This window comes from candidate division KSB1 bacterium, from assembly GCA_024655945.1.
GTDB lineage: Bacteria > Zhuqueibacterota > Zhuqueibacteria > JANLFK01 > Oleimicrobiaceae > Oleimicrobium.
On sequence record JANLFK010000019.1, the window covers coordinates 13,429 to 37,511 of the forward strand.

24 protein-coding genes and 2 pseudogenes are annotated in these 24,083 nt (G+C 62.5%); 9 read left to right on the forward strand and 17 right to left on the reverse strand.

The window, feature by feature from the left end; all coding sequences use genetic code 11:
- Nucleotides 1-81: 81 nt before the first annotated feature.
- The 9 genes and pseudogenes from NUW13_15805 to NUW13_15845 all read left to right on the forward strand — a co-directional run bounded on the left by NUW13_15805 (nt 82) and on the right by NUW13_15845 (nt 7,492).
- Nucleotides 82-492 (forward strand): DUF4332 domain-containing protein, encoded by a 411-nt coding sequence (locus tag NUW13_15805; protein ID MCR4440475.1) that lies wholly within the window; start codon nt 82-84, stop codon nt 490-492.
- Between the two features lie 184 nt (nt 493-676).
- Nucleotides 677-1,117: a peptidoglycan-binding protein LysM gene (gene lysM, locus NUW13_15810; protein ID MCR4440476.1), complete on the forward strand. Its 441-nt coding sequence runs from the start codon at nt 677-679 to the stop codon at nt 1,115-1,117.
- Nucleotides 1,118-1,210: 93 nt separating this feature from the next.
- Nucleotides 1,211-1,780, forward strand: a complete 570-nt coding sequence (locus tag NUW13_15815) for a DUF937 domain-containing protein (GenBank protein ID MCR4440477.1) — start codon at nt 1,211-1,213, stop codon at nt 1,778-1,780.
- Nucleotides 1,781-2,428: 648 nt separating this feature from the next.
- Nucleotides 2,429-3,819, forward strand: a pseudogene (locus NUW13_15820) (GH116 family glycosyl-hydrolase).
- Nucleotides 3,771-4,802: a glycoside hydrolase family 116 protein gene (locus NUW13_15825; protein MCR4440478.1), complete on the forward strand. Its 1,032-nt coding sequence runs from the start codon at nt 3,771-3,773 to the stop codon at nt 4,800-4,802. The pseudogene NUW13_15820 and the gene NUW13_15825 overlap by 49 nt, the downstream one beginning before the upstream one ends.
- Nucleotides 4,803-5,234: 432 nt before the next feature.
- Nucleotides 5,235-5,672, forward strand: coding sequence for a pyridoxamine 5'-phosphate oxidase family protein (locus NUW13_15830; GenBank protein MCR4440479.1), 438 nt, complete (start codon nt 5,235-5,237; stop codon nt 5,670-5,672).
- Between the two features lie 199 nt (nt 5,673-5,871).
- Nucleotides 5,872-6,447: a DJ-1/PfpI family protein gene (locus tag NUW13_15835; protein MCR4440480.1), complete on the forward strand. Its 576-nt coding sequence runs from the start codon at nt 5,872-5,874 to the stop codon at nt 6,445-6,447.
- Nucleotides 6,448-6,457: 10 nt separating this feature from the next.
- Nucleotides 6,458-6,922, forward strand: a complete 465-nt coding sequence (gene sixA / locus NUW13_15840) for a phosphohistidine phosphatase SixA (GenBank protein ID MCR4440481.1) — start codon at nt 6,458-6,460, stop codon at nt 6,920-6,922.
- 54 nt (nt 6,923-6,976) lie between these two features.
- On the forward strand, nt 6,977-7,492 hold the full coding sequence (locus NUW13_15845) for a dCMP deaminase family protein (protein MCR4440482.1): 516 nt from the start codon (nt 6,977-6,979) through the stop codon (nt 7,490-7,492).
- A gap of 48 nt (nt 7,493-7,540) precedes the next feature.
- Here the strand turns inward: NUW13_15845 and NUW13_15850 are convergent, their stop codons facing one another.
- The 17 genes and pseudogenes from NUW13_15850 to NUW13_15930 all read right to left on the reverse strand — a co-directional run bounded on the left by NUW13_15850 (nt 7,541) and on the right by NUW13_15930 (nt 24,078).
- Complete coding sequence (locus tag NUW13_15850) at nt 7,541-7,909, reverse strand: hypothetical protein (GenBank protein ID MCR4440483.1); 369 nt, start codon at nt 7,907-7,909, stop codon at nt 7,541-7,543.
- A gap of 36 nt (nt 7,910-7,945) precedes the next feature.
- Nucleotides 7,946-8,359, reverse strand: a complete 414-nt coding sequence (locus NUW13_15855; GenBank protein MCR4440484.1) for a secondary thiamine-phosphate synthase enzyme YjbQ — start codon at nt 8,357-8,359, stop codon at nt 7,946-7,948.
- Nucleotides 8,360-8,470: 111 nt separating this feature from the next.
- The gene (locus tag NUW13_15860; GenBank protein ID MCR4440485.1) at nt 8,471-8,629 is read right to left on the reverse strand and encodes a hypothetical protein; all 159 of its coding nucleotides are present in this window, start codon (nt 8,627-8,629) and stop codon (nt 8,471-8,473) included.
- A 191-nt stretch (nt 8,630-8,820) separates the two neighbouring features.
- Nucleotides 8,821-9,528 (reverse strand): endonuclease NucS, encoded by a 708-nt coding sequence (locus NUW13_15865; GenBank protein MCR4440486.1) that lies wholly within the window; start codon nt 9,526-9,528, stop codon nt 8,821-8,823.
- 33 nt (nt 9,529-9,561) lie between these two features.
- Nucleotides 9,562-10,080 (reverse strand): hypothetical protein, encoded by a 519-nt coding sequence (locus tag NUW13_15870; protein ID MCR4440487.1) that lies wholly within the window; start codon nt 10,078-10,080, stop codon nt 9,562-9,564.
- Nucleotides 10,081-10,367: 287 nt separating this feature from the next.
- The gene (locus NUW13_15875) at nt 10,368-11,216 is read right to left on the reverse strand and encodes a hypothetical protein (GenBank protein MCR4440488.1); all 849 of its coding nucleotides are present in this window, start codon (nt 11,214-11,216) and stop codon (nt 10,368-10,370) included.
- A 260-nt stretch (nt 11,217-11,476) separates the two neighbouring features.
- Nucleotides 11,477-12,073 (reverse strand): annotated as a pseudogene (pduL, locus tag NUW13_15880) (phosphate propanoyltransferase).
- A gap of 54 nt (nt 12,074-12,127) precedes the next feature.
- On the reverse strand, nt 12,128-13,714 hold the full coding sequence (locus tag NUW13_15885; protein MCR4440489.1) for an aldehyde dehydrogenase family protein: 1,587 nt from the start codon (nt 13,712-13,714) through the stop codon (nt 12,128-12,130).
- A 15-nt stretch (nt 13,715-13,729) separates the two neighbouring features.
- Complete coding sequence (locus NUW13_15890; GenBank protein ID MCR4440490.1) at nt 13,730-14,968, reverse strand: M20 family metallo-hydrolase; 1,239 nt, start codon at nt 14,966-14,968, stop codon at nt 13,730-13,732.
- Between the two features lie 61 nt (nt 14,969-15,029).
- The gene (locus NUW13_15895; protein ID MCR4440491.1) at nt 15,030-15,758 is read right to left on the reverse strand and encodes a WbqC family protein; all 729 of its coding nucleotides are present in this window, start codon (nt 15,756-15,758) and stop codon (nt 15,030-15,032) included.
- Nucleotides 15,759-15,786: 28 nt separating this feature from the next.
- Complete coding sequence (locus tag NUW13_15900) at nt 15,787-16,947, reverse strand: glycosyltransferase family 4 protein (protein MCR4440492.1); 1,161 nt, start codon at nt 16,945-16,947, stop codon at nt 15,787-15,789.
- On the reverse strand, nt 16,940-17,866 hold the full coding sequence (locus NUW13_15905; GenBank protein MCR4440493.1) for a diacylglycerol kinase family lipid kinase: 927 nt from the start codon (nt 17,864-17,866) through the stop codon (nt 16,940-16,942). The genes NUW13_15900 and NUW13_15905 overlap by 8 nt, the downstream gene beginning before the upstream one ends.
- Before the next feature lie 63 nt (nt 17,867-17,929).
- Nucleotides 17,930-18,574 carry a class I SAM-dependent methyltransferase gene (locus NUW13_15910; protein ID MCR4440494.1) on the reverse strand — a complete coding sequence of 215 codons (645 nt, stop codon included), beginning with the start codon at nt 18,572-18,574 and terminating at the stop codon, nt 17,930-17,932.
- Nucleotides 18,561-20,285 (reverse strand): adenine deaminase, encoded by a 1,725-nt coding sequence (gene ade, locus NUW13_15915; GenBank protein MCR4440495.1) that lies wholly within the window; start codon nt 20,283-20,285, stop codon nt 18,561-18,563. The genes NUW13_15910 and ade overlap by 14 nt, the downstream gene beginning before the upstream one ends.
- Before the next feature lie 19 nt (nt 20,286-20,304).
- On the reverse strand, nt 20,305-21,621 hold the full coding sequence (locus NUW13_15920; protein ID MCR4440496.1) for a 5'-deoxyadenosine deaminase: 1,317 nt from the start codon (nt 21,619-21,621) through the stop codon (nt 20,305-20,307).
- Nucleotides 21,622-21,632: 11 nt separating this feature from the next.
- Entirely contained in the window at nt 21,633-22,481 is an 849-nt protein-coding gene (locus NUW13_15925; GenBank protein MCR4440497.1) for a purine-nucleoside phosphorylase, read from the reverse strand.
- A gap of 13 nt (nt 22,482-22,494) precedes the next feature.
- Nucleotides 22,495-24,078, reverse strand: a complete 1,584-nt coding sequence (locus NUW13_15930; protein MCR4440498.1) for a NupC/NupG family nucleoside CNT transporter — start codon at nt 24,076-24,078, stop codon at nt 22,495-22,497.
- Between the last annotated feature and the right edge of the window lie 5 nt (nt 24,079-24,083).

Sequence of the window (24,083 nt, forward strand, 5' to 3'; positions counted from 1 at the left end):
TTTCATCGGAACAATTGTTATCTTATAGCCACAGTGGAGGCATAGTCAACTGTCGGGTTCACGAGCTGAGGGAGGCCAGCCATGGCAAACTACAAGATTGTGGAAATCGAAGGCATCGGCAAGTCATACGCAAACAAGTTGGCCAAGGTCGGCGTCACGACGGTCAGCGACCTGCTCGAAAAAGGGGCCACCCGCAAGGGACGGAAGGACTTGGCAGAGGCTACCGGCATCAACGAGTCCCTGATCCTGAAGTGGGTGAACGCCGCCGACTTGTTCCGCATCCCGGGCATTGGCAGCGAGTACGCGGAGCTGCTGGAGAAGGCGGGTGTGGACAGCGTCAAGGAGCTGCGCAACCGCAAGCCCGAGAATCTCCACGCGGCCCTCACCGAGGTCAACGAGAAGCACAAGCTCGTGCGGAAGCTGCCCGGTCTTAGCCAGGTCGAAGGCTGGGTAGAGGCTGCCAAGCAGCTCGAGCCGGTCCTCAAGTACTGAGCAGAGCTCGCAGCAGCACGTTCCATAGCAAGCGGCGCCTCACTTCCAGCGCGCCGCGCTTTTTCCGAGGGAGAAAGGAGGAGTGTGGTCCTTCCACAATCCGTTGACCCCTGCGGCGTTGAACTACATCCCGCACGTTTCCTGAAGCAGACAATGTCCATCGAAGTCAAGAGGAGGCCATCCAATGGGAACCTTTAGTTTCCTGAAGAACGTGGGTGCGGCAATTTTTGGTGGAGGCAAGAACGAAGCCAAGGAGGTGGAAACGCTCCTGCGCACCGAACTCGGAGACCGCATCAAGAACCTCAAGGTCGAATTCAAGAACGACACCATCTTCCTGTACGGTCAATGTGATACACATGCCACCAAGGAAAAGGCCATTCTGCTCGCCGGCAATGTCAAAGGCGTTGCCACCGTGAATGACGACTATTTCACCGCGCCCAAGCCGGAGGAAGAGACCGAGTTCTACACCGTGAAGAGAGGAGACTCGCTGTCCAAGATTGCCAAGGCCTACTACGGCGATGCCATGAAGTATCCGGTCATCTTCGAGGCCAACCGGGAGGTGATCAAGGACCCCAATCTGATCTATCCTGGCCAGGTCCTGCGCATCCCCAAGATCGCGCGATAGGCCACCGTGGTCAGAGAACGGGTGGCAGGGGCAAGAGTTTGCCTCTGCCACTCCGGAAGGAGGCGATTCCATGCCAAGCTTGTCGAAGAGTTCATGAGCAAATGGGGTGGGGAGGTAAGCAGAGAGATCGGCAACAAGCTGGGCATCAGCTCCAACGTGGTCGCCCAGATCATTCCGCAGGTAGTCCCCCTCATCCTGAGCGGCCTTCGCAAACAGAAGGACGAACGAGGCGGCGAAGCGCGAGTCGATCATATCCTGAACGAGTACGGGAGCGCAAGCTTCTTGCAAAACATCGCCGGCCTGGTTGCGCAAAAGGCAACGGACCCGAGTGCTGACCCGCAACTGGGAGGACTTCTGGGACCGGCCGGAGTACAGGCCACCCAGGCCATAGCTAGGCAGTTCAAGCTCGACCCGGGCGTGGCCACCAAGCTCATCCCCATGGTGACCCCGTTCGTCCTGGCTGCCCTGAGGCAGAAGCGGGCCACCCAGAAAGGCGGCTCCTCGGCCGTGGCAGCCCTGCTGGATCGAGAGGGCGACGGCAACATCCTCGACGACGCAGCAGGGTTTCTCATGAAGGGACTCATGGGCGGTTCGGGCTCTCGGGGTGGTGCCCAGGCGGTGGGAAACGTCCTATCTTCCCTTTTCGGCAAGAAGAAGCAGTAGGACAAAGCTCGCCAGCTGCGGCTCAGGCCTTGGCTGGCGGCAGGCGCGCGGCGGAGCACATACATTCACCGACTGGCTGAGACTGCTCGAGAACATCCCGTCACCGGGGCCGCGACGAGCACTCTCACCTGGCGGGAAAAAGAGCGGATTTGCAGAGGACCACTGAGCGGGCGTGGCGGAGTGCGGTTCATTGTCCCTTTCTGTGCCTCAAGATGCGGTTTTTCGGCCGTGGCGCGTGGCACACATTGAGGGGGACTACTTTCTTCGGCTTGCAGAGGTGAACTTTCCCCCTGCAGTTCTCCGATAGCCGGCAGCGACTCTTCGCCCCGCACCTCACCCTACGGGCACTCCAGCAAGGGCGTCTGCGGAGGAACTCTCGCACCACTTGCGAGGGCTACCCGTCGCATCCGGTGGCAAAAAGACCTGTGGCCGGGCTCGGGGTGGTGGCGGCGCCGTGGGAGGCCACATGCCGCCACGACAAGCTTTGTTGCAGCAATGGAAACCACACACTCTTCGCCCACGATGCTGCGGAGGCCGGGGTTTCAATCCTCAGGGACCGGGCTCAAACCGATTCCGGGGGCAGAAGCTATGGGCGAACCAGCGGGACGTTTCCGCTGAACGCAATGGCAACAGTATGCGGAGGAGACCATGTGCAGGTTCATTTGCCTTTGCACCTTGTTCTTGGGTGTCGCAACGTGTTTCTCTCGCACAAGAAGCATCCCCTACGGCCGTGAGGAGCTGTACTGTGGGCCTGCCATCCGCACCTTCACCGGACCGGCCTTAGCGCAGGTGGCTTTTCCTTTGGGTGGGATAGGCACCGGCACCGTGTCGTTAGGCGGGCGGGGCGAACTCCGTGACTGGGAGATTTTCAACCGCCCGGGCAAGGGGTTTGCCCTTCCCTTCACCTTTTTTGCCATTTACGCAAACCAGGAAGGGGGAATGCCGGTGGCAAGGACTCTCGAGCGTCGGCTGCTGCCGCCGTACACTGGCGCCTTCGGTCTCCCGCAGAATCAGCAGGCCGGGGTGGCCCGTCTCCATGAGGCGGTGTTCCGCGGCGAGTACCCTTTCGCGTGGGTCGAGTTTAGGGACGGAGAACTGCCTGTGCAGGTGTCCCTGGAGGCCTGGAACCCCTTCATCCCGCACGAACCGGCCGATAGCGGATTACCTGTGGCCATCCTCACCTGGAAGGTGGCCAACCCGACGCAGCGCCGAGTGCTCGTCTCGCTTGCCGCCAGCCTGTTCAACCCGGTGGGCACAGACGGGCGCGAGCTGAGCGGGAAGACTCTCGGTGGCAATCTCAACCAGTACGTGGAGGAGGGCGCCTCCGCGGCCTCGTCCTGTCCAAGCCCGGGATGGATGCCGAAGACATCTGCTTCGGCAACATAGCCTTAGCCACCACATGGCCCGAGCTTGATGTGCAGACTCATTGGTACCGTGGCGGCTGGTGGGACCAGGCACACATCTTCTGGGACGATTTCGCCGATGACGGCCGGGTGCAGGCAATCACTGAGAGCGACCCCTCGCCAGAGGGGCGAAGCGACGTCGGCTCGCTCGTGTTGCACGCCGAGATGGAACCAGCTCAGTCGCTCACCTTTACCTTCATTCTGGCCTGGTACTTTCCCAACCGCGAGAACTACTGGAACGCCAAGCCCGCTGTTCGCCAGAGGCGGATGCGCAACTACTATGCAACGCGCTTTGCCAGTGCCTGGGAGGTGGCCCGCTACGTGCAGAGTCGCCTGGACAAGCTGGAGCACGCGACGCGACTCTTCCACAATGCGCTCTTCAATAGCACGTTGCCCGGATACGTGATCGACGCCGTCTCGAGCCAGGCCTCCGTCATCCGCACCAACACCTGCCTGTGGTTGGACGACGGCTCGTTCTTCGCCTTCGAAGGGTGCGGCGACGCCTCAGGCTGCTGTCCAATGAACTGCCGCACGTGTGGAATTATGAACAGGCACTGGCCTATCTCTTTCCGAGCCTCGAGCGTTCCATGCGCCGCACCGATTTTCTCCACAATACTCTGCCCAACGGGTACATGACCTTCCGCACCCTCATACCCCTCGGCGAGCACTGGTGGCAATTCAAGGCATGCGCCGATGGCCAGATGGGCACCGTCATCAAGGCCTCCCGTGAGTGGAAATTGAGCGGCGACAATGGGTTCTTGCGCGAGCTCTGGCCCAAGGTCAAGGCGGCGTTAGAGTTCGCATGGAAAGGGTGCGGCTCGCCACCACCGCAAGGGTTCGAGTGGACAGCCGCGCAGGTCACCCGGCCCTGGGACAAGGACATGGACCGGGTCATGGAAGGGGAGCAGCACAACACCTACGACATCGAGTTCTATGGGCCGAACACCATGACCGGCTCGCTCTACCTCGGCGCCCTCAAGGCGGCAGCAGAGATGGCCAAGGCCATGGGCGAGCACAAGGCCGCCACTTTGTATCGTAGCCTCTACGAGCAGGGCAGGAAAAAGTATGACCAGCTGCTGTGGAACGGTCGCTACTACCGCCAGCAGGTCGAGGTGGCTGAAGGTTTAGAAGTCCCGGAGCACCTGCGCATGCCCTCGTCCCAAGACGCACCCAGCGGTGGACAACCCAAGTACCAGTACGGCGAGGGGTGCCTGTCGGACCAGTTGCTCGGCCAGTACTTGGCGCACGTGGTCGGGCTCGGCTATCTGTTGCCGCCGGAACACGTGAGAACCGCGATCAAGTCAGTGTTCGACTACAACTGGCGGCGGCCGCTGGGTGACCTTTGCAACGTGCAACGCGTGTACGCCCTGAACGACGAAGCGGGGTTGCTGCTCTGCTCGTGGCCTTTTGGCAAGCGACCGCTGCTGCCCTTCGTGTACAGCGACGAAGTCTGGACGGGCATCGAATACCAGGTGGCTGCCACGCTCATCTACAACGGTTGGATTGACGAAGGGCTTTCCGTGGTGAAGGGGGCGCGCGACCGCTACGATGGACTCCGCCGAAATCCTTGGGAGGAGATCGAATGCGGGCACCACTATGCACGAGCGATGGCCAGTTAGGCGGTCTTGCTGGCGCTCTCCGGCTCTTCTTGTGACGCGGTGACAGGACAGATGGCCTTTGCCCCGGTCATTCACAGCGAAGACTTTGCCTGCTTCTGGTCAACCGGAACGGCTTGGGGGCCTTTGCGCAACGAAAAGGCCCCGCCAGGCTCAGCGTGCTGCACGGGAGCCTCACGCTCAGCCAGCTCTCCCTGTCACCCGCGAGCCTCTTTCCGGACGAGCCACGCGCATACGTGGACGGGGTGCCGACCAAGACTCGCGCGCAGCGAAAGGAGGGGCGACCGGAGCTCACCCTCCCCCGTGTCGAGCTCGCCGCTGGGCAGACGCTGGAGGTGAGGTAGCCACGGCTAATCCGACCAGGTGCGGGGGGACAATACTGCCACTGACCGATTTCTCGAGTGGTGGGACGCACTGACAGGAAATGAACTTACCATGGACATCCCCAGGGAGATCCGGCAGGTTTTGGAGGAGCAGAAATTCGGCGTATTGTGCACGCAGAGCCAGGGGAGGCCTTACGCCAGTTTGGTGACCTTTGCCAGCACCCACGACCTGTATTCGCTGCTCATCGCCACGTCGCCGGCCACGCGCAAGTTCGCCAACTTAGCTGCCCGTCCACGTGCTGCTCTTCTGGTGGACAACCGCGCCAATACTCCCGAGGATTTGCAGCAGGCTATTGCCCTTACCGCCACCGGTGCGACACGGGAGGTGCACGCTCGCGAAAGAGCTGCTCTGGCGGAAGGTGACGCGGCACGTCATCCGGAACTGGCCGAGTTTGTCGAGCAGGATGGCACGGCCCTGATCTGCCTTGAGGTAGAGTGGTACTTCGTGGCCAATGGACTGAGCCGCGGGTACGCGCTGCGAATGAGGTAGCAGGTGCGGAAAACAGGCAAGGCCGCTGTGGGGAGGCGCTTTTGCCCGAGGGAGTGCAGACGGCGGCGAGGAAGGCAGGAGCTCCAGTGGCCGTCACCGGCCCTTGCAACTTTCGCTGGCTTTTGCTAATTTTCAACAAGGCCGCCGCTCTTGCGTGGTGACCTGTGCGGCCCCGAAGTTCCCACAGGCGGAGGAGAAAGTGAAGAAGGTCCTGGTACCCATTGCCAACGGCATCGAGGAGCTCGAGGCGGTCACCGTCATCGACGTCTTGAGGCGCGCAGGGGCAGAGGTAACGGTAGCTGCGGTTGACAACCTGCAGGTGGTGGCCTCCCGTGGCACGAAACTCGTGGCTGACGTACCGATTGGCGCATGCGAGATGCTGACATTCGACCTCATCGCGCTACCTGGCGGCATGCCAGGGGCTGAGCACCTTCGCGACTGCGCGCCCCTGGTGCGCCTTCTCAAAGAGCAGGCGTCATCCGGAAGGCTTTACGCCGCCATTTGCGCCGCGCCGGTGGTGGTGCTCCAGCATCACGGCTTGCTGACCGGCCGGCGCGCCACTGCACACCCCTCCTTTGCGCCTCGTCTCACCAACCAGGAGGCCGTTGAGGAGCGCGTCGTGGTGGATGGCAACTGCGTGACCAGCAGGGGCCCGGGCACGGCGCTGGAGTTTGCCTTGAGCTTAGTTGAGCTCCTTTACGGAAAGGAACGGGCCGAGCAGGTGGCGGCGCCCATGTTGGCCTTGTGGCCGGCCCGCACCGCCGAGCACGCTTAGGAGAAGGACCATGGCTATCTTTCTCGTCCAACACGGCAAGAGCCTCCCCGAGGAAGCTGACCCAAAACGCCATCTTTCCCCTGAGGGGGCGCGCGAGGTGGAGCGAATGGCCGCTTGGGCGCAGCGGCAAGGGCTGCACGTGGGTCGTATCGTGCACAGCGGCAAGCAACGCGCCCGCCAGACGGCAGAGCTCTTCGCCAGCATGCTCCACCCGCCAGGGGGCGTGGAAGAGCGCAGCGGCCTAGCACCCTTGGACGACCCGCGGCCCGTGGTGGCCTGGTTGGAAAAAGAAGACGCGCCCATGCTCGTCGGCCATCTCCCTTTCCTTTCGCGGCTGGCAGCGCTCCTGGTGGCGGGGACTCCGGAACCGCCGGTGGTCAGCTTCACACATGGCGGGATCGTCTGCTTGGACAGCCGGGGCGAAGGCTCCGGATGGCTCCTGGCCTGGGCAGTGACGCCGGCACTGGTGGAGTGAGGCAATGCATCAGGGAAGGCTCAAGGGCAGGTCCCGAAAGAGGGTGAGGCCCCGATGCCGGCAGAAACAAGCTCTATGGACAGCTCACGGCCGAGCTGGGATGACTACTTCTTGAACGTTGCCGCAGTAGTGGCCACGCGCTCGTCCTGCCTGCGCACCAAGGTCGGCGCGGTAATCGTGCGCGACCGGGACATCGTGTCCACTGGCTACAACGGTGCGCCTAAGTACCAGCCACACTGCTTAGAGCTCGGCTCCTGCTACCGCGACGCCCATGGCATCCCCTCCGGCACCAGGCTGGAGCTCTGTCGCGCGGTGGGCTCGCACGCCGAATCCAACGCCATTGCCTTAGCAGCGCGCAACGGCCACTCCACCAGAGGCACCACCATGTTCATCGTCGGCCATCGCCATATCTGCAACCAGTGCAAGGCACAGATCGCCAACGCAGGCGTTATCCGTGTGCTGCTGCGCACGCCGGAAGGGGAGGTGCTGGAGTTCTTCCCAGCAAGGGACTGGACGCGTCACCCCATCGACCACGGCCAGGGCAAGCAAGGAGGAGCGAACAGGCCATAGCAGGCGTTTGCAGCCCCCCGGTACTCGGGAGCGGCGCAGCCGGGGGCGTCACGCCTTCTCGCTAAGGCGGAAGCTGCTGACAATCAGCACCAGGCCTGCGGCGATGAGAAGCAGCGGCCACCATTCCCCCAAGCCGGTGATTTGCCAGGCGCCGATGGCCATGAGCGCCACCGCGGCCACCAGCCGTCCTCCCGAGCGCTGGCGGTACTGCGGCAGCACATGGCGGGCAATCACCTCCAAGAGCAGAATCACGCCCAGCCCAAAGAGGAAGTACCAGACCCACCCCACGCCGGGAGCGAGCACTCCCTGCCTGTCCAAGAGAAACACAATCCCCAGCCAGATGATAACCAGGCCGCTGACAATACCGGACAGCGCCCCGCGCTGCTGGCCGCCACGATGGGCTTGCTGCTCACCCATGCCGTCGCCTCCTCAGAAGTGGATTCTATCGACCGCCTACTCCCCGATGACCTTTATGACCACGCGCTTGCGGCGCTGGCCGTCGAATTCTGCGTAGTAAACCTGCTGCCAGGGCCCCAAGTCCACGCGGCCATCGGTGATGGGCAGCACCACCTGATGGTGCATGAGCAGGCTCTTGAGGTGGGCGTCGCCGTTGTGCTCGCCGGTGCGATGGTGGTGATAGTCCGGTCCCTCGGGGGCAAGCCGTTGCAGCCATTCTTCGATGTCCTCAATGAGCCCCACCTCGGCGTCGTTGACGTAGACGGCAGCCGTGATGTGCATGGCCGACACCAGCACCATCCCCTCCTGGACGCCGCTCTTCTGCACCGCCTGCTCCACCTGGTCGGTGATGTTGATGTACTCGCGGTGCTTCTTGGTGTTGAACCAGAGGTACTCGGTGTAGTGCTTCATGGGCGATGTTCCCGGCTATCAGTGCCAAGCGCTGACGAAAAGCGAACCTTTCTCCACTCCCGCAGTGCATGCCCCTATTGGGCGTAGAGCTGCCATCGGGCCAAGGGCATGCTATCCGTTTAGTCCATGTTTGGACACAGTGTCGATAACGTCCTCGAACCAGTTGATGATTTGGTCGATCTTTTCGTCCGTAAGGCTGTGGTCAATGCTGCACTTCAAATACGCGCCAGTCGACACGAACAAATTCGTGTTCAACAGTCGATTGCTCAACCTGTCCAGCTCGGCCTGAGGAACAGCCGTATTCGCCGCAATGCCGACTGTCTCGCCGCGACGCGGCACGTAGTAGATCGACTGTCCACGCTCTGAGCTGAGATTATAACAAAAAAGTACAGGGATCTGCACGCCATCCTGGTCCAAGCATACAGAGAATCCTCTCCTGCCCCAATGGATAGGCAGCTTCCTTAGCTCGGCGAAGCCCAGAATCTTCTCGAACACAGGTTTGCCGAACTCGTCGGTACCCTCCGGGAACTCGCCGGGGTAAGCGTTCTCGCTGGCAACCCCTGGGGACGCCTCGCCCGAACAGATTCCTCTCCGACGGCGATATCTTGGCCCAGCAGCGCCCCTCCCCCTTTTGACTCAAAGTAGGAGAACTCTACGCAGGTAATCCTGATGCCCTTCCTCCTCAGAAAGGTTGAAGTCTCTCTCACTGGGCTACTTACTTCTTGCGCGACGATCACAATGCGTTGTTCCTTGTTCAGCGTCACTGCCTCCTCCGGGGGCAAATCAAAATACTCCCTGTGATAGTCCGCAAGGGACAGGGACTCATCAGCCATGTACTGCTGAAACAGCTCCTCCAGTTGCTGGGCATCGAGTTGCTCCGCATAGGAAGCGTATTCGAGGGCCTGGGCCACTGTCTCTCGTGGTGTCCGCCCCCTCTTGAGTTCCACAACGACCACGGCTCCCGACCGATCCAGGCCCACGAGGTCGATGGTGCTACCCAGGTTCGTGGTAACCTGCCTCCCGATGAGCAGTAGTTTGCCGTCCTCGACAATCCCGTCGGGATTCTTTTCCAACCACTCCTCGAGAATCTGTTCCTGGTGTTGCGCGGCGAACTGCTTCTTGCTGAACTCCTGGAATTCGCCCTCTGCACTTATGGCGAAAAGGCGCATGCTCTCTTTCCTCCCCTGCCACCGGTGTTCTATCTACTCCCCCTCCCCTCCCATCATCAGCGATTCCCGCTCGAAGAGCGCCTGGTTGAAGGCATCCACAGAGTCAGACATGCGCAAGGCCAGTTCCTGGAGCTCCGCCTCGGAGAGCACCGTCACATCCAGGTCAGAAACCTCCTCATCCAGCTCGCTCACCTCTCCGAGCAGTGCCAGCTCACAGCCATAGATGGACTCCAACAACTCCGCCGGCAGCGATGTGCTCTCGAAAAAGCTCGATTCAAGGTAGCTGGGCGCGTGCAAGCCTTCGCAAATGGTGCTCAACTTGCGGTGCAGGCGGCTGAGCGGCTCAGAAAGCTCGGGCGCACCGAGGCTCTGCGCCTGCTCGGCGGCACCGTTGAGCCTGCTCGCCAGACCTTCGAGGCGGGAGATGAGATGGGCGCGGAGGAGCTGGTCAGAACTCCTTCGTTCCGCTCTCGAGGTGTACCCCCCATAGCCAGTGACTTTGGCCTGAATCTGCCGCGGCATGGGCTCTGCCGCCCCTCCTAGTGCTTCCATTGCCTTGTGCTTGCCTCCGCTTTGCCAACGGTTGCCACAACAAAAAGCCGTCACGTTCCAGACCCAACGCGACGGCCATCTCGAGCCTTGCCCACTCCTGCCTCTCGGCCCGCGGTCAGGAACGACTGCACCGCTGTCACTTCCAGCAACAGCTTCTCCACCATCAGGCGGAAAGTTGTCTGTATGAACAACAGGCGCTGCTTATGCGCACCATGACTACAGGCCCAAACCAGCGGTACAGTTCCCGACGCAAGGGCGCAGCTAATTTAGAACTATTTTGCAAAAAGTCAAGATTTTTTTGCGGCCGTGTACTTCCAGAACCCTCGGTAGAGCCCGTAAACCCACAGACTGCCATAGGCAGAAGGCGTGAGCTCGCTGCGCCTTTTTTCCAAAAGCTGGCGAAGAGCAGGCGGCTCGTCCTGCACGGCGAGGAGGTCGACGAACTCGCCGGCACCGCGAGCGCCTCCTGCCCGGCGACACAGCTCCTGCAGGTCGCCCGGCACAGAACACGCGAAGACCAGTTCGGGCTTCTGATTGCAGCGGCTCTTGATGAGCCCTATGCAGCGAAGGGAATTCAGCTCGGCAGGTCGCAGGTCGAGCTCTTCACAAAGCTCGTTGCCGATTGCCACAAACGGGTGGGGCACCCCCGCCAGCACATCTACCCCCGGGTCGATGTGCCCGCCGAAGACATCCAACCGTCCGGGGAACTCACCGACGGTGTCGCTACGGCGCATAAGCGGCAGGACACCGCCCGCACTAACCACCACCGCGCTGACGCCAAGCACCCTGGGCAGGTGCTCTGCTCCCCAACGACGGACGATTTCCTGGCAATAAGCATTGGCAAAGAGGGCATAGAGGTAGCTTGTTCTGCCAAGGGAAAGGTGGAGACGGAAGCCATCCCACGAGAAGTTTCGGAGAAAACAGAGCGCCCCATCGAAGAGAACTGCACCAGGCCGCGCCTCACTGCAAAGTCGCTGCCAGTGATGGGTGGCAACGGCGACCATTTCGGCCGGGTACTGCGGCACCTGCGCGTCCCAGTGCACCTCCAGCTCCTCCTGCCCCACGGAACAGACCACCAGAACCTCGGCAGGCTCCTGGCTCTGTCCGGCGGCATGAGCCTCCCTATGCACACTCATCGCCCGCACCTGCAAGGTGCCCGTCAAGGTCTGCGTCACACGCCAGGCAAGAGAGATGGCTGTGCGTGCCAAGAGCAGCAGGAGCGGACCGCTTTCGCTCACACGAAGACATTGTGCTGTTTGCCAAGATCGCGGGCCGCCGGTGTGACGATGACGCCGGGCTCCACGCGAATCTTTTGCCCCCGGAGGATGGCCTGGCGCACATCGTTCTCGGTGATGACCCTCCGCCCGTTCAGGTTAAAGTTGTAGCGCAGGCTGCTTTGCACGATGTACACCATGTCGCCGGTCTTCAGGCCTGCGGCGTTTGCCTCGTCCAGGTCGATGTGCATCTGCAGGCGGAAGGTCTCGTCGACGCGGACGAGGACGTTGCCAAAAATCACGGTGCGCAATTGCGCAGGGTCCGCCCCTGGCTGCGCCACGGGTGCCACAAACACCGCATCGCCGTGGCGCACCCCCAACTTGGCCGCTATCTCCGGGTTGACGTGAATGTGGCGGCGCGCCACCACCACGTCCTGATGGAGCGTCACCGAACCCTGCGGCCCGATGAGCACGGCCGCCTGGCCGGCAGGCAAGGGTCCCGCATCGCCCACCGGGCAATCCAGGCCAAGGCGGTAGGCGTCGGTGCGCGAGACCTCCACTTGCGTGCGGCTGCGCAGCGGTCCCAAGATGCGCATCCCCTCGATGGCCCCCTTCGGCCCGCTAATGGTCACCGTCTGCTCGGAGACGAACTGACCGCACTGGTAGAGCTCTCGTTCCCTGGTCAGCTCAAACCCCTTGCCGAACAGAACGTCCAGGTGCTCCCGGCACAAGTGGGCATGGCGGTTGGAAACGCCGACGGGGATCAGTATCCTTTCCACGCCCTCCTCCGCTCAGCGCGTTGCAACTGGAGCCGGGTCACCATTCCCAGTCTTTCACCTCGTCTGAAGAAATTCGGCGACAATGCGCTCCACCTCTTCGTCGGTCAAACCGCTGCTGCCATAACGCCCTCGCGGCGCAGGCGACGGCTGGCGGGCATGGAATTCCGCCTGGGGAGCCTCTCGGCGCGAAATGCCCGCCGCCGGAGTCAGTGCCGCCTGGTACGGCGCACGCACATTCACCCTGCCATGCGTGAGCAATTCTGGGCGCCAATCGGTACTGCGCTCGGAACGGCGCAACGGCTTCGTCTCGTAGGCAACTCGTTTGATGTTCAACAGGTGCATGGGCGTCACGTTGTCTGTGGTGATGTTACCCCCGTACGTGCCGCAGCCCAGCATCATGGATGGGTCCAGCTCGGTGGTGATCCCCACTGCTCCGTGCGTGCCGGGCGTATTGACCAGAATGCGGAAGGCAGGCTTCTTGAGGGCAAACTGCATAATCACCTCCTCGTCCCGGGAGTGGATGACCAGCGTATGGCCGAGCCCGCCAAAGTTCAGTATTTCGATACAGCGCTCGCACCCGGCCTCCCAGCCATCCGCAACGTAGAAGGCGATCACCGGCGAGAGTTTCTCGATGGAGAGGGGATAGTGAGGCCCAACCCCATCCAGCGGGGCGACCAGCATGCTGGTGTCGCGCGGCACCGCTATGCCCGCCTTCTGCGCGATGACGTAGGCCGGTTGTCCGACGCAATCCGGGCTGACCGTGAGCTCGCGCGTCACCAAGGTGGCACCCACCCTGCGGCACTCGTCCGGGTTGAGAAAGTAAGCCTTGCGCGCCTGCAACTCGGCGATGACCTGGTCCTTGATGGGCAAATCGGCGATGATGGCCTGCTCGGAGGCGCACACCGTGCCGTTGTCGAAGGTCTTGGAGGCGGCGATGTCCGCCACTGCCTTGCGCACGTCTGCAGTGCGCTCGATGAACGCCGGCACGTTGCCCGGCCCTACGCCGTAAGCCGGCTTGCCAGCGCTGTAGGCCGCCTTGACCAAACCCGCGCCGCCCGTTGCCAAGATGATGGCCACATCGCGATGGTGCATCAGCTCGTTGGTACCCTGGAGCGTAGAAAGGGTCATGCAACTGATGAGACCAGGGGGTGCGCCCGCGCTCTCTGCAGCCTGACTCATCACCGCCGCCGCCGCATTGGCACAACGCACCGCATTGGGATGGGGCGAGAAGACGATGGCGTTTCTGGCCTTCACCGCAATGAGGGATTTGAAGAGCACCGTGGAGGTGGGATTGGTGACCGGCACAATGCCGGCGATCACTCCCATCGGCTCGGCGATCTCCAATATGCGTTTGCCGGGCAGTTCGTTGATCACCCCCACCGTCTTCATGTTCTTGATGAGGTTGTAGACATCCCGCGTGGCGAGCTGGTTTTTGGCTACCTTGTCGGCAACCACTCCGAAACCGGTCTCCTCCACGGCCAACTGCGCCAGTTGCTCTGCCGCACGAAAGCCGGCGTCTGCCATGGCCGCCACCACGCGGTCCACGTCCTTCTGGGAAAATTCCTTGAACTTGAGCTGCGCTTCGCGCGCCCGCACACAGAGATGGCGCGCCTGCTGCATGGATTCCAAGTCGCGATCCACGACACCCTCGGCAAGCTATGCGTACAAGAAGAGGTGAGCAAACACCTTGGCATCGGCAAGAACATTGCTGATGCGACAATACTCATTGGGTTGGTGCGCGGTCTGGTCAATGGTCTCCCACACCACGGCTGGCAGTCCGGCACGCCGGAAATGGGCAGCCACCGTGCCGCCACCAATGCCCATCGGCACTGCTTTCACTCCCCGCGTCTCGGCTAAGGCGCGGGTCAATGCCTGCACCACCGGCGCGTCCACGGGCGTAGGCGGAGCCGCATCCTCGCGCTGGGGGAAGAAAAGCTCCACCTTCACGCCAAACTGTGCTTCCACCTCGCGCACCGCCGACTGCATCCAGGTAATGACGTCGTCCACCTTGTACGCGGGCAATACGCGGCAGTCAAAGTAGAACACGTCCTCCCCAGGGATCGTGTTGATGTTGGGCACGTTGGCCTCTTTTTTCGTGGGCTCGAACGTGCTGGTGGGCGGCGCGAAGACCGGATCGCTCTCCGGAAACGCTTGGTACAGCCCTTCTAACTTGACGATCAAGTGCGCCGCAGCTTTGTGCGCATTGATGCCCAAGGCCGGACGCGAGCCATGACACTGCTTCCCTATGGTCCTGAAGCCAACCCACAGGATGCTCTTCTCGGCCACTTCCACCATGGAACCATCGGCATTTCCCGAGTCGGGCACGATGATGAGGTCTTCGGTGCCGAATAGGTGACGATGATGGGCAAGCAGGTATTGCAGGCCGTATTGGCTCCCTGTCTCCTCATCGGCCACCAATACCACGCCGACGTCATGGGCGGGACGCAGGCCCTGCTCATGGAGCGCGCGCACCGCCAGCAGCGAGGCGACCATCCCCTGTTGGTTGTCCTCAACGCCGCGGCCGTACAACAGGTCGCCATCCACTCGCACGCGATAGGGATCGCTTTGCCAAAGGCTGAGCTCACCGGGCGGCACAATGTCCAAATGCGAGAGGACCCACACGGTGCGACTGCTGTCGGCGCCCTTGAACCTGGCCACCAGGTTCGGCCGATAGCCACACGGCACGCGGGCATCCGGCGCTTTGATCTCCTGCAGCTCGTCCACGGGAAGGGTGGCGAGCAGCTTCTTGACATATTCGGCCTTGGCAACTTCACCCTCGCCACCGTTTTCTGGCGACAGGGCGGGTATCGCCGTCAATTCGATCTCCAACCTGATGACCTCGTCTCGATACCCGTCAATGCGCGCCGCGACCTGCGCAAAAGCATCTGCTTTCATCAGCGCCTCCGCGAGTGAGCTCCCAGACCTGCGACGGCCGTCAATATAAGAAATTTGGCACTCAAATGCAAGGTGATTGCCTTGCCCTCCCCTCAGGTGCCACTTTGGCCGACTGCTGGATCAAGGCCGCCGCGCTTGGCCCCTCGTTCATCAGCAGGTCCAGCACAGAGAAGCCAGGGACGAATGGCCCAAAGAGCTGGTGGTAGATGGGCTCCGCCACATCCACAGGGCGCACTGTCAAGCCCATGCCGGCGATGCGCTCACTATCCACCAGGTGATAGTCGGCACGGAGCACCAGGTAGGTATCGCACCCGCACGCCCGCAACAGGTCCACCACCTTATCCGTGCGCGCCGGGTGTGTGCTAAAGCGGGAAGTCAGGCCCATGGGCACTTTGAGACCCAGTTCCAGGGCGAGCATCTCGATCAGCGTCCGGTTGAGGTCAAGCAGGCTATCCCAGGAACGCCCGTACACCTCCTCAAGCGCGCCCTCGTAACGGCCCCAGTAAGGAGCTGGGGCATAGTTGACCATGAGCGAGCGCCAGTGCCTCTTGCGCCACTCATGATACGGGTCGATGCGGACGGCGGCAATACTCTGACCCAGGCGACCCTTGCTCAGCACCGGCACCGTGAGCCATTGAGCCCCGGTGGCAGTCTTGATGCGCGCGCGATTCAGGTTGCTGCGAGTGGAGTATTGCAGGTCATCGGCCAAGAGCGCCACATCGGCGGCGGCGAGCATGGCGAAGAAGGGGATACTGGGCAGGTAGCCCGGCAGCAGGACGGCAAGCGTCATACAAGCCTCGCGAATCGAGTCCTCATCCCTACTGGCTCGGCAAGAGCTCCCGGTAGAGGGCCAACAGCCGTGCCTCCTCGTTCTCCCAGCGATAGAGGGCATGCACTGCCTTGCGCCCCTCTAGGCGCATGCGAGTGGCCACGCGCGGATGGTCAAGCAGGTAGGCAATAGCCTCGGCATGGGCACGGGCGTCGTCAGGCCTCACGAGGAGGCCACAGCCCGCCTTGCCTATCACCTGCCGCAGGGAAGGGAGGTCGCTGGCCACGATGGGCAAGCCGCAGGCCATATACTCGAACAGCTTGTTGGGGAAGAACATGCGCAGCGTCTGCTCGTTCTCTTGCCAGGGTACCAGCGCGATGCGGGACTTGAGCAGCTCGCGCGGGATCTCCTCGTGCGGCTGGTATTCGAGAAACTCCATGACCTCGGCCACTCCCAGCTCCTGGGCGTACCGCAACACTTCCGCTTTCACCTTTTCCTCGTTGAAAGAGCCGATGGCCACCAAGCGCACGTCGCGGTGCAAGCGCCCGAGCTCGGCCATGATGTCCACCAGCATCCGGGCACCTTTGACCACAGTCAGCCCACCAACGTAAATGAGGCGGTTCTCCTTTGGGGGTGCCGACTGGAACGCTTCGTCAAAAGGCTCCAGACGCGGAAAGTTCCTCACCAGCAGGGTACGACAGCCTCGGGCGCGAAACCGCTGCTCCTGATCGGGCACCACACAGACCACCGCATCCAGCCGCCTTGCAAAAAGCGGCTCGAACACGGCCACCACCTTGGCAAGGTAGGGCTTGAAAAAAGCCGGATACCAGACGCGCTCAAATGCCGTCTCGGGAAAGTTCTCGTGGCAGTCGTAGATGACCGGCCGCCGGTAGAGCCACTTAATGAGGACGCCTCCGGGGAGCAGCTCCGGGTCATGGAAATGGTACAGGTCTGCCCGCTGGCGAATGGCCAGGCGAACAAATTTGGCGGTGTGGGCAATGCGTTGCAGGCGATTCTTGGCCCGCCGCACCCCCTTGATCACGACCCCCTTGTCCGTCCGCTGTTGAAAGTCCGCATGGGCGATGAGCATCACCCGATACCCCGCGCGCGCTATGCCGCATGCCTCGCGGTGGAAGACGCGCACATCAAAAGGCCGGTGCACCGTGGTGAAATGGCACACAGTGGGCACGTGGGGAACCGGCTCATTCACACGCAGAACCCACCTCGTGACGCTCGCCTCCGCGGGCAGGAACGATGACCCGCAATGCCTTGGGGTCGATGGATACCCGCAAATGCGTGCCCCCCTCCACCGGCTCGCCGTCCACATGGAAGTACCCCGGCCGCTCCCGCACTATCTCCACCTCCGTCGAACGGTAGTTCTCGTAGTGGCGCACCTTGTCGATCTTGCCGGTGAAAAGCTTGGGCAGATGAAAGAGCGCCTGGCCGAGGTTGACCTTGTGGATGATGCAGATGTCAAGCAGTCCGTCGTCAGGCTGGGCGTGCGGAGCGATGATTGCGCCGTTGCCCCATTGCTGGGTGTTGGCCACAGTGACCAAGAGCGCCGGCACGGTGATCTGGCGGTCGGCGAGGCGTAGGATGAAGGTCTCCGGTTCATAGCTAAAAAATTCGCGCACGCCGAGGTAAAAGTAAGGCAGCGGGCCGCGCAGGCTCTGGTCGTCGAATAGCTTGCCCACCACCGCGTCGAAGCCCAGTCCGGCCACCACAAAGAAGTAGCGGTCCCTTATGCGCCCCGCATCGATGGCACGCACCGTGCCGCCTTCCAGGAGCAACTGACACGCACGCCTGATGCTGATGGGTATGCCCAAGCCTCGCGCCAAACCGTTGCCCGAGCCGATGGGCACAATGCCTAAGGGAAGCCGGCTGTGCAGCAAACCGCGCGCAGCAGCGTTCACGGTGCCGTCGCCGCCAATGGCCACCACCGCATCGAACCCCTCGCACTCGGCAGCGGAGGCCAGCTCTATGGCATGGTCCTTGTATTCGACGTTGTGGACCTCATAGCGAAAGGGAGCCTGCCGCAGGCACTCGTCCACAATACGCACCACCAGGTGAGTGTGGCGCAGCAGACCAGCCTTCGGGTTGAAAATGAGCTTCACTCTCTTTAGATTCATGAGAAGTCGTCTCCATTCGGAGGCATAACGCTTTCTCGGTACCCGGCCCTGTTTGCCTTCCGCTCAGCAGGGAACCGAGAGGCCTTGGCCCTCCTCCCCCGCTTTGCGCAACACGTACAGCCGCTGGCTGCACGAAGCGAGCACCTTCACCAGCACGAAGCCCGCAGCAGTTGCGGCGCGACTGATGGAGTCGTGACTGTGCCTGTGCAGTCGATGTCCCAGGGCTCGACGCATGAACAACAGGAGGTTCGTCGGCGAGGTTGACACCAGGGCCGCGCCTCCCGGGCGCAAGGTTCTGGCTGTTTCCCTCAGGAGGCCCGTCACTGCAGGCAGATACTCTGCCAGCCCTATGCAGGTCACCAGCACGAAGCACCCGGGCCGAAACGGCAGCGCTAAGGCGTCACCGCGCACCAGTCGCATCCCTGGCAGTCGCCTCTTGGCGTAGGCCAACATCGCTCGCGAACTATCCAGTCCATACCACTCCACCTTGCCCATGAGCGCGGCGAGTCCTTCGCCGGTGCCCGTGGCCACATCCAGGGCGCGTCCCTCCCCTGCGGGTACTTCCGCAAGGCCTTGTCTGAGGAGCGCCCGTTCCCGGTTGGCCACAATCGCAAAGGGCGGCCACCGTCGAAAGCGACGATAGAGATGGGCCCTCAGGTCCCAGAGCGCGCCCCGCCGGCCACTTGCCGGCAGCCTATTCTCGCGCATCGACGAACAGGTCCACGAAGGCGAAGCGCTCGACGTCCACCAGACCGCGGTCGGTGAGTTTCAGCTTGGGCACCACGGGCAGCGCCAAAAAGCTCATGGTCATGAAAGGGTCCGCCATCTTCGCACCCAGTGCGCGGGCTGCCTGGTTCACCCGCTTGGTGGCGGCGCTCACCTCTTCCAGCGGCCGGTCCGACATCAACCCGCCGATGGGCAGTTGCAGTGCCTCTTTCACTTCTCCATCGGCAACGACCACCAATCCGCCTCCCATTTTGTTGACGTGAATGACGGCGCGGGCAATGTCGCGGTCGTCAATGCCGAACACGATGACGTTGTGCGCATCGTGCGCGATGGAGGAGGCCAATGCCCCCTTGCGCAGGCCAAAGCCTCGCACCAGGCCCTTGCCGATGTTGCCGGAGGCGCGGTGGCGCTCCACCACGTAGCAACGCAGCAGGTCCCGCTCCGGTTCCGACACCACCATGCCGTCGCGGACTGGGGCATCTTCCACCAGCGACTCGGTGACGATCTGGTCCGGCACCACGCCCATCACCCGGCACTTGTTGCCGCGTGCCGGGACGACAAACTCCCCTCCTTCCAGCCACTTGATGTTCATCGAGCTGCGCACTTGTGCGGGGGGACGCACAGGCACGTCGTAAATGGCTTTGCCGTCTTCGGCCACCAGCCGCCCGTTCTTGAACACCTTCTTGATGGCAAAATGCTCAAAGTCATCGAACGCCACCAGATCGGCGGTGCGCCCCGGGGCGATCGCCCCCAGGCGGCGCAGACCAAAGTACTCTGCCGTGTTGATGGTGGCCAGCCGGATGGCCGTGACCGGTGGCAGACCTTCGGCAATGGCCGTCTTGATCATGTAGTTGATGTGCCCCTCTTCCAAGATGTCGTTTGGGTGACGGTCGTCGGTGACGAACATGCAGCGGCGCTCGTTCTCCGGCGTCACCAAAGGGAGCAGCGCGCGCAGGTTCCTGGTACCGGTGCCCTCCCTGATCATGATGTGCATGCCCAAGCGCAACTTTTCGCGCGCCTCCTCCACGGTGGTGCATTCGTGGTCGGACCGGATGCCCATGGCGATGTAGGTGTTCAGGTCGCGGCCGCTCAGGCCCGGGGCGTGCCCGTCCATTCGCTTGTCCTCTACAATCTTCAGTTTGTCCAACACGTCTTCCTCACCGGCCAACACGCCGCCGAAGTTCATCATCTCGCCCAGGCCCAGCACCCACTTCTCGCGCAGGAAGGGGAAGATATCGAACGCGCGGAGCACTGAGCCTGTGGATTCCAGGTTCGTGGAGGGGATGCACGAGGGAAGCATGAAGAAGACGTTCAGCGGATTGTACTTGCTGGCGTCCATCATGTAGCGGATCCCCTCATTGCCGAGCACGTTGGCGATTTCGTGCGGGTCGGCCACCACCGACGTGGTGCCCAGGGGCACCACCGCCCTGGCGAACTGCGGCACTTCCACCATGGAGCTCTCGATGTGGATGTGGCCATCGATGAACCCGGGAGCCAGGTAAAGCCCCCGCAGGTCGATTGTTTCGCGTGCCTCGCACGCCTGCCCCACCGCAAGGATGGTGTCGCCCAAGATGGCAACGTCGGCCTCATAGATTTCGCCGGAGAGCACGTTCACCATCTTGCCGTTGCGCAGCAGCAGGTCGACGGGCAGCTCGCCTCGATGGGCTCTCAAAATCCGCTCCAACGGTACCATGCCTGCCTCCCTTCCCGCTTCACCGCATCTTCCGAAGAAGGCGGCTGCTTTCCTCTTCAGCTCTCCTCACGACTTCTTCCTCGTCCACCACCAGCACGCGGCCCTGGTGCACGACGATGTTGCCGTCGATAATGACCGTGCGCACGTCCGATGAGCGGCACGCAAAGACCAGCTGGCCGTAGATGTCGTGGCCAGGACTGTTGTGGGGTCGGTGCACGTCAACAAGAATAAGGTCGGCCTTCTTGCCTACCTCGATGCTCCCGATCTGGTCGGCCAGGCCGAGGGTGCGCGCCCCGCCCAGGGTCGCCATCTCCACCACTGCCTGTGCCGGCAGGGCCCCTGCGCCCAGCCGCGCCCCCTGGATGAGGGCAGCCATGCGCATCTCCTGGAAGGCATCGAGGTTGTTGTTGCAGGCAGCGCCATCCGACCCAAGGGCCACGTTGATCCCCATTGCTCGCATCTCCGGCACCTTAGCGATGCCGGAGCCCAGCTTGAGGTTGGCGGTTGGGCAGTGCAAGACGTGCGTACCAGTCTCGCGCAAGATGGCCATCTCCTCATCGCCGAGCCAGACGCAGTGCGCCAGGCAGAGCTGCGGCCCGGTGAGACCAAGCCCGTGCAGGTAGGCAACATTGCCCTTGCCCGTCCTGCCGCGCACACGGGCGACTTCGTCACGGTGCTCGGCTGCATGGCTGTGCACGCGCGCATTGCGCCGCCGTGCCTCCTCGGCCACCTGACGGTGCAATTCCGCAGAGCTGGACAGGGCGAAGCGCGGCGCAAAGGCATAGCGCAAGCGCCCCTGTGCCGCGCCATGCCAGCGGCGCAACAGGGCCACGCTTTCCTCCAAGGCGGCGGACGGCTCCTCACAAAGCGCACGCGGGATCTCGTCGCCGCAGTCCATCATTGCCTTGCCGCTGCTGGCGCGTAGGCCCAAAGCCTCCAGCTCGCTGAACACGACCTCGGTGTGGTGCACGCTGCCCATGTCCAGCACGCACGTGGTACCGCCACGCAGGAGTTCGGCCACGCCCAGCCGCACGGAAGCGCGCATGGAACGTTCGTCGTGCAGCGCCTCGAGCGGCAAGATCCAGGAGCGAAGCCACTCCAGCAGGGGCATGCCGTCTGCCACATTGCGAAAGAGCGTCTGGCAGAGATGGATGTGCGCTTGCACCAATCCAGGGAGCAGCACGCACCCCTCGCCGTCGATCTCGCGCCTGCCGCGCGCCGCCACCGTTCCCACTGCGGCAATCGTGCTCCCGTTGATGGCCACGTCCCCGGTGAGCACCTCCCGCCGCTCGTTGATGGTCACCACCGTGGCGCTGCGCACGACAATGTCCGCCATCCCCGTCACGGTCAGCCCGTTTTCCTCAACTCAGCGGCGATTGCCTGGACAACCGCGGCGAGGAACTGGTGGAATCGCAAGCGCACCTGCTCAGCCACGGCAGTGACCTCCTCGTGCGACAGCGGCTGCGGCGCAAGCCCGGTGGCCAAATTCGTGATGCAGGAGATGCCCAGCACTCTGATGCCTCGCTGTCTGGCGACAATGACCTCGGGCACGGTGGACATGCTGGCGGCGTCCACGCCAATGCGTCGCAACATTCTGACCTCGGCAGCCGTCTCGTAACTCGGCCCGCGAAGCCAACAGAACACCCCTTGCTGCACCCGGATGCCTATGCGCAGGGCGACTTGCCGGGCCATTTCCAGAAACTGGCGGTCATACGGCTCGGACATGTCCGGAAAGCGTGGGCCCAGTTGCTCCTCCGCTGGCCCCCTCAGGGGATTCGCAAAACCCAAGTTGATGTGGTCCACAATGAGCATCAGGTCGCCGGGCGAAAACCAGGGATTGACCCCGCCAGAGGCCGTGGTCACCACCAGAGCCTTGGCTCCCAATTCCGCCAGGAGGTGAACCGGGTAACCCACCTGCTGCATGGCATAGCCTTCGTAGAAGTGGATGCGCCCCTGCACTACCAGGACGCGCACCTCGGAGACTTCCCCAAACACCCAGCGGCCGGCATGTCCCGGTACTGTGGAGCGGGGATAATGAGGTATGGCGCTGGTCGGGACCGACAGGCTGTTGCGCACCAGGTCGGCAAAGCCCCCCAGTCCCGAGCCAAGGATCACTGCCACCTCGGGGGTGCCTATGCCGGCCTCGCGCAGCGCAGCCATTGATTCGCGGAGTTTTTCGCGCAGTCCTTTGCCCATACCTTCTGGTCGGCTAAGACAGCAGCCCGGCAATGGTGGCCGTCATCCACGAAGCCAAGGCGCCGGCGATCATGGCGCGCAGCCCGACCTTTGCCAACTCAGGCCTTCTATTCGGCGCTAAGGCGCCGATGCCACCAATCTGGATGCCGATGGAGGAAAAGTTGGCGAACCCACACAGCGCGTAGGTCGCAATCAAAGTCGCCCTGGGAGACAGGTCGGCCGCAGCGACATGCTTACTCAGCTCTACGTAGGCCACGAACTCGTTGGCAGCCACCTTGATCCCCAGCAGGTTGCCCACGGCAGCAGCCTCCTTCCACGGCACGCCCATCACGAAGGCCAAGGGCGAAAAGATGGCTCCAAACAGCACGCGCAGGCTGCCGGGAAAAATCCCCCGGAACTCCTGCCTCTGCGCATTGTACACACCTCCCAGCAGGCGTCCGTCGATGAACTTGTCGCCGAAGGCCAGCACCACATCCACCAGGCCGATGAGGGCGATGAAGGCAATGAGCATAGCGCCCACATTGGCGGCCAGTTTGAGCCCATCGGTCACGCCGCGCGCCGCTGCGTCCAACAAATTCTCACCCCGGGGAATTGGCGGCAAACGCACATCGCCTGCGGTGACGGAACGCTCCGTCTCCGGCAGGAAGATCTTGGCCATGACCAGCGCCGCCGGGGTGGACATGACGCTGGCGGTAATCAAGTAAGCCGGGTTGATCCCCATGCGGATATAGCCGGCCATCACCCCGCCGGCAATGGTCGCAAAACCACCCACCATCACGGCATGCAGTTCCGAGATGGTGAGGCGATCCAAGAACGGGCGGATGAGCAACGGCGCTTCGGTCTGCCCAACGAAGATGTTCGCGGAGCACGAGAGAGTCTCTGCTCCGGAGGTGCCCATGGTCCAGCGCATGAAGCGCGCCATCATCACCACCACGGCCTGCATCACGCCCAAGTAGTAGAGAATTGCAATCACCGCCGAAAAGAAGATGATGGTCGGGAGCACAGAAAAGGCAAACTGCACGCCGAATTGGTCAAAGAACTCCGCCTTGGCCAAGTTGCCGAACAGAAAGGTGGCGCCGAGATCGCTGAGCTTGAGGAATTTCGCCACCTGGTCGGCCAGCACCTGCATGACGCTCTGACCGTAAATGCCGCGACTGATGAGCACACCCAGCCCAAGGGTCAAAACCGCGCCGCTGCTGTAACGCGCAAACTGCGGTCGTTTGCAGGCGTGGAGCACGATAGCTGCCAGCACAGTGACCACCACCAGGGGAACGGCCGCCTGCAGCCTGTCCAAGAAGTAGCCGATTGCCACGACAGCCGCCCCCCCGGCCGCGATCACAGTCGCTGGACCAGCAGCCTTGCCCCACTGACCAGGCGTGAGGGCCGTATCGGTGAACACGTAGAGCAGCACAAGCACCAAGAACACGTACATCCCCACCCAGCTGAGCGCGTTCTGGCTGAGGATGATGACGGCAAAAAGCACCTGCAGCGCCACACCCCAGGTGACCACCCGCAAGCGAATGCGCGGCCGGTTCTTTGAAAAAAGCACGCCGATGCCAAGGAGTATCGCCAGTCCGAGCAGGCCGATCCAACGCATAATGG

What these genes read in the sequence shown, in the direction of transcription:
- NUW13_15825 (MCR4440478.1), top strand. Translation starts at nt 3,771, where the DNA reads ATGCGCCGCACCGATTTTCTCCACAATACTCTGCCCAACGGGTACATG.
- NUW13_15890 (MCR4440490.1), bottom strand. Translation starts at nt 14,968, where the DNA reads ATGAAAGCAGATGCTTTTGCGCAGGTCGCGGCGCGCATTGACGGGTAT.
- NUW13_15855 (MCR4440484.1), bottom strand. Translation starts at nt 8,359, where the DNA reads ATGAAGCACTACACCGAGTACCTCTGGTTCAACACCAAGAAGCACCGC.
- NUW13_15830 (MCR4440479.1), top strand. Translation starts at nt 5,235, where the DNA reads ATGGACATCCCCAGGGAGATCCGGCAGGTTTTGGAGGAGCAGAAATTC.
- sixA (MCR4440481.1), top strand. Translation starts at nt 6,458, where the DNA reads ATGGCTATCTTTCTCGTCCAACACGGCAAGAGCCTCCCCGAGGAAGCT.
- lysM (MCR4440476.1), top strand. Translation starts at nt 677, where the DNA reads ATGGGAACCTTTAGTTTCCTGAAGAACGTGGGTGCGGCAATTTTTGGT.
- NUW13_15920 (MCR4440496.1), bottom strand. Translation starts at nt 21,621, where the DNA reads ATGGCGGACATTGTCGTGCGCAGCGCCACGGTGGTGACCATCAACGAG.
- NUW13_15905 (MCR4440493.1), bottom strand. Translation starts at nt 17,866, where the DNA reads ATGAATCTAAAGAGAGTGAAGCTCATTTTCAACCCGAAGGCTGGTCTG.
- NUW13_15925 (MCR4440497.1), bottom strand. Translation starts at nt 22,481, where the DNA reads ATGGGCAAAGGACTGCGCGAAAAACTCCGCGAATCAATGGCTGCGCTG.
- NUW13_15870 (MCR4440487.1), bottom strand. Translation starts at nt 10,080, where the DNA reads ATGGAAGCACTAGGAGGGGCGGCAGAGCCCATGCCGCGGCAGATTCAG.
- NUW13_15865 (MCR4440486.1), bottom strand. Translation starts at nt 9,528, where the DNA reads ATGCGCCTTTTCGCCATAAGTGCAGAGGGCGAATTCCAGGAGTTCAGC.
- NUW13_15815 (MCR4440477.1), top strand. Translation starts at nt 1,211, where the DNA reads ATGAGCAAATGGGGTGGGGAGGTAAGCAGAGAGATCGGCAACAAGCTG.
- ade (MCR4440495.1), bottom strand. Translation starts at nt 20,285, where the DNA reads ATGGTACCGTTGGAGCGGATTTTGAGAGCCCATCGAGGCGAGCTGCCC.
- NUW13_15930 (MCR4440498.1), bottom strand. Translation starts at nt 24,078, where the DNA reads ATGCGTTGGATCGGCCTGCTCGGACTGGCGATACTCCTTGGCATCGGC.
- NUW13_15850 (MCR4440483.1), bottom strand. Translation starts at nt 7,909, where the DNA reads ATGGGTGAGCAGCAAGCCCATCGTGGCGGCCAGCAGCGCGGGGCGCTG.
- NUW13_15910 (MCR4440494.1), bottom strand. Translation starts at nt 18,574, where the DNA reads ATGCGCGAGAATAGGCTGCCGGCAAGTGGCCGGCGGGGCGCGCTCTGG.
- NUW13_15895 (MCR4440491.1), bottom strand. Translation starts at nt 15,758, where the DNA reads ATGACGCTTGCCGTCCTGCTGCCGGGCTACCTGCCCAGTATCCCCTTC.
- NUW13_15875 (MCR4440488.1), bottom strand. Translation starts at nt 11,216, where the DNA reads ATGAGTGTGCATAGGGAGGCTCATGCCGCCGGACAGAGCCAGGAGCCT.
- NUW13_15845 (MCR4440482.1), top strand. Translation starts at nt 6,977, where the DNA reads ATGCCGGCAGAAACAAGCTCTATGGACAGCTCACGGCCGAGCTGGGAT.
- NUW13_15805 (MCR4440475.1), top strand. Translation starts at nt 82, where the DNA reads ATGGCAAACTACAAGATTGTGGAAATCGAAGGCATCGGCAAGTCATAC.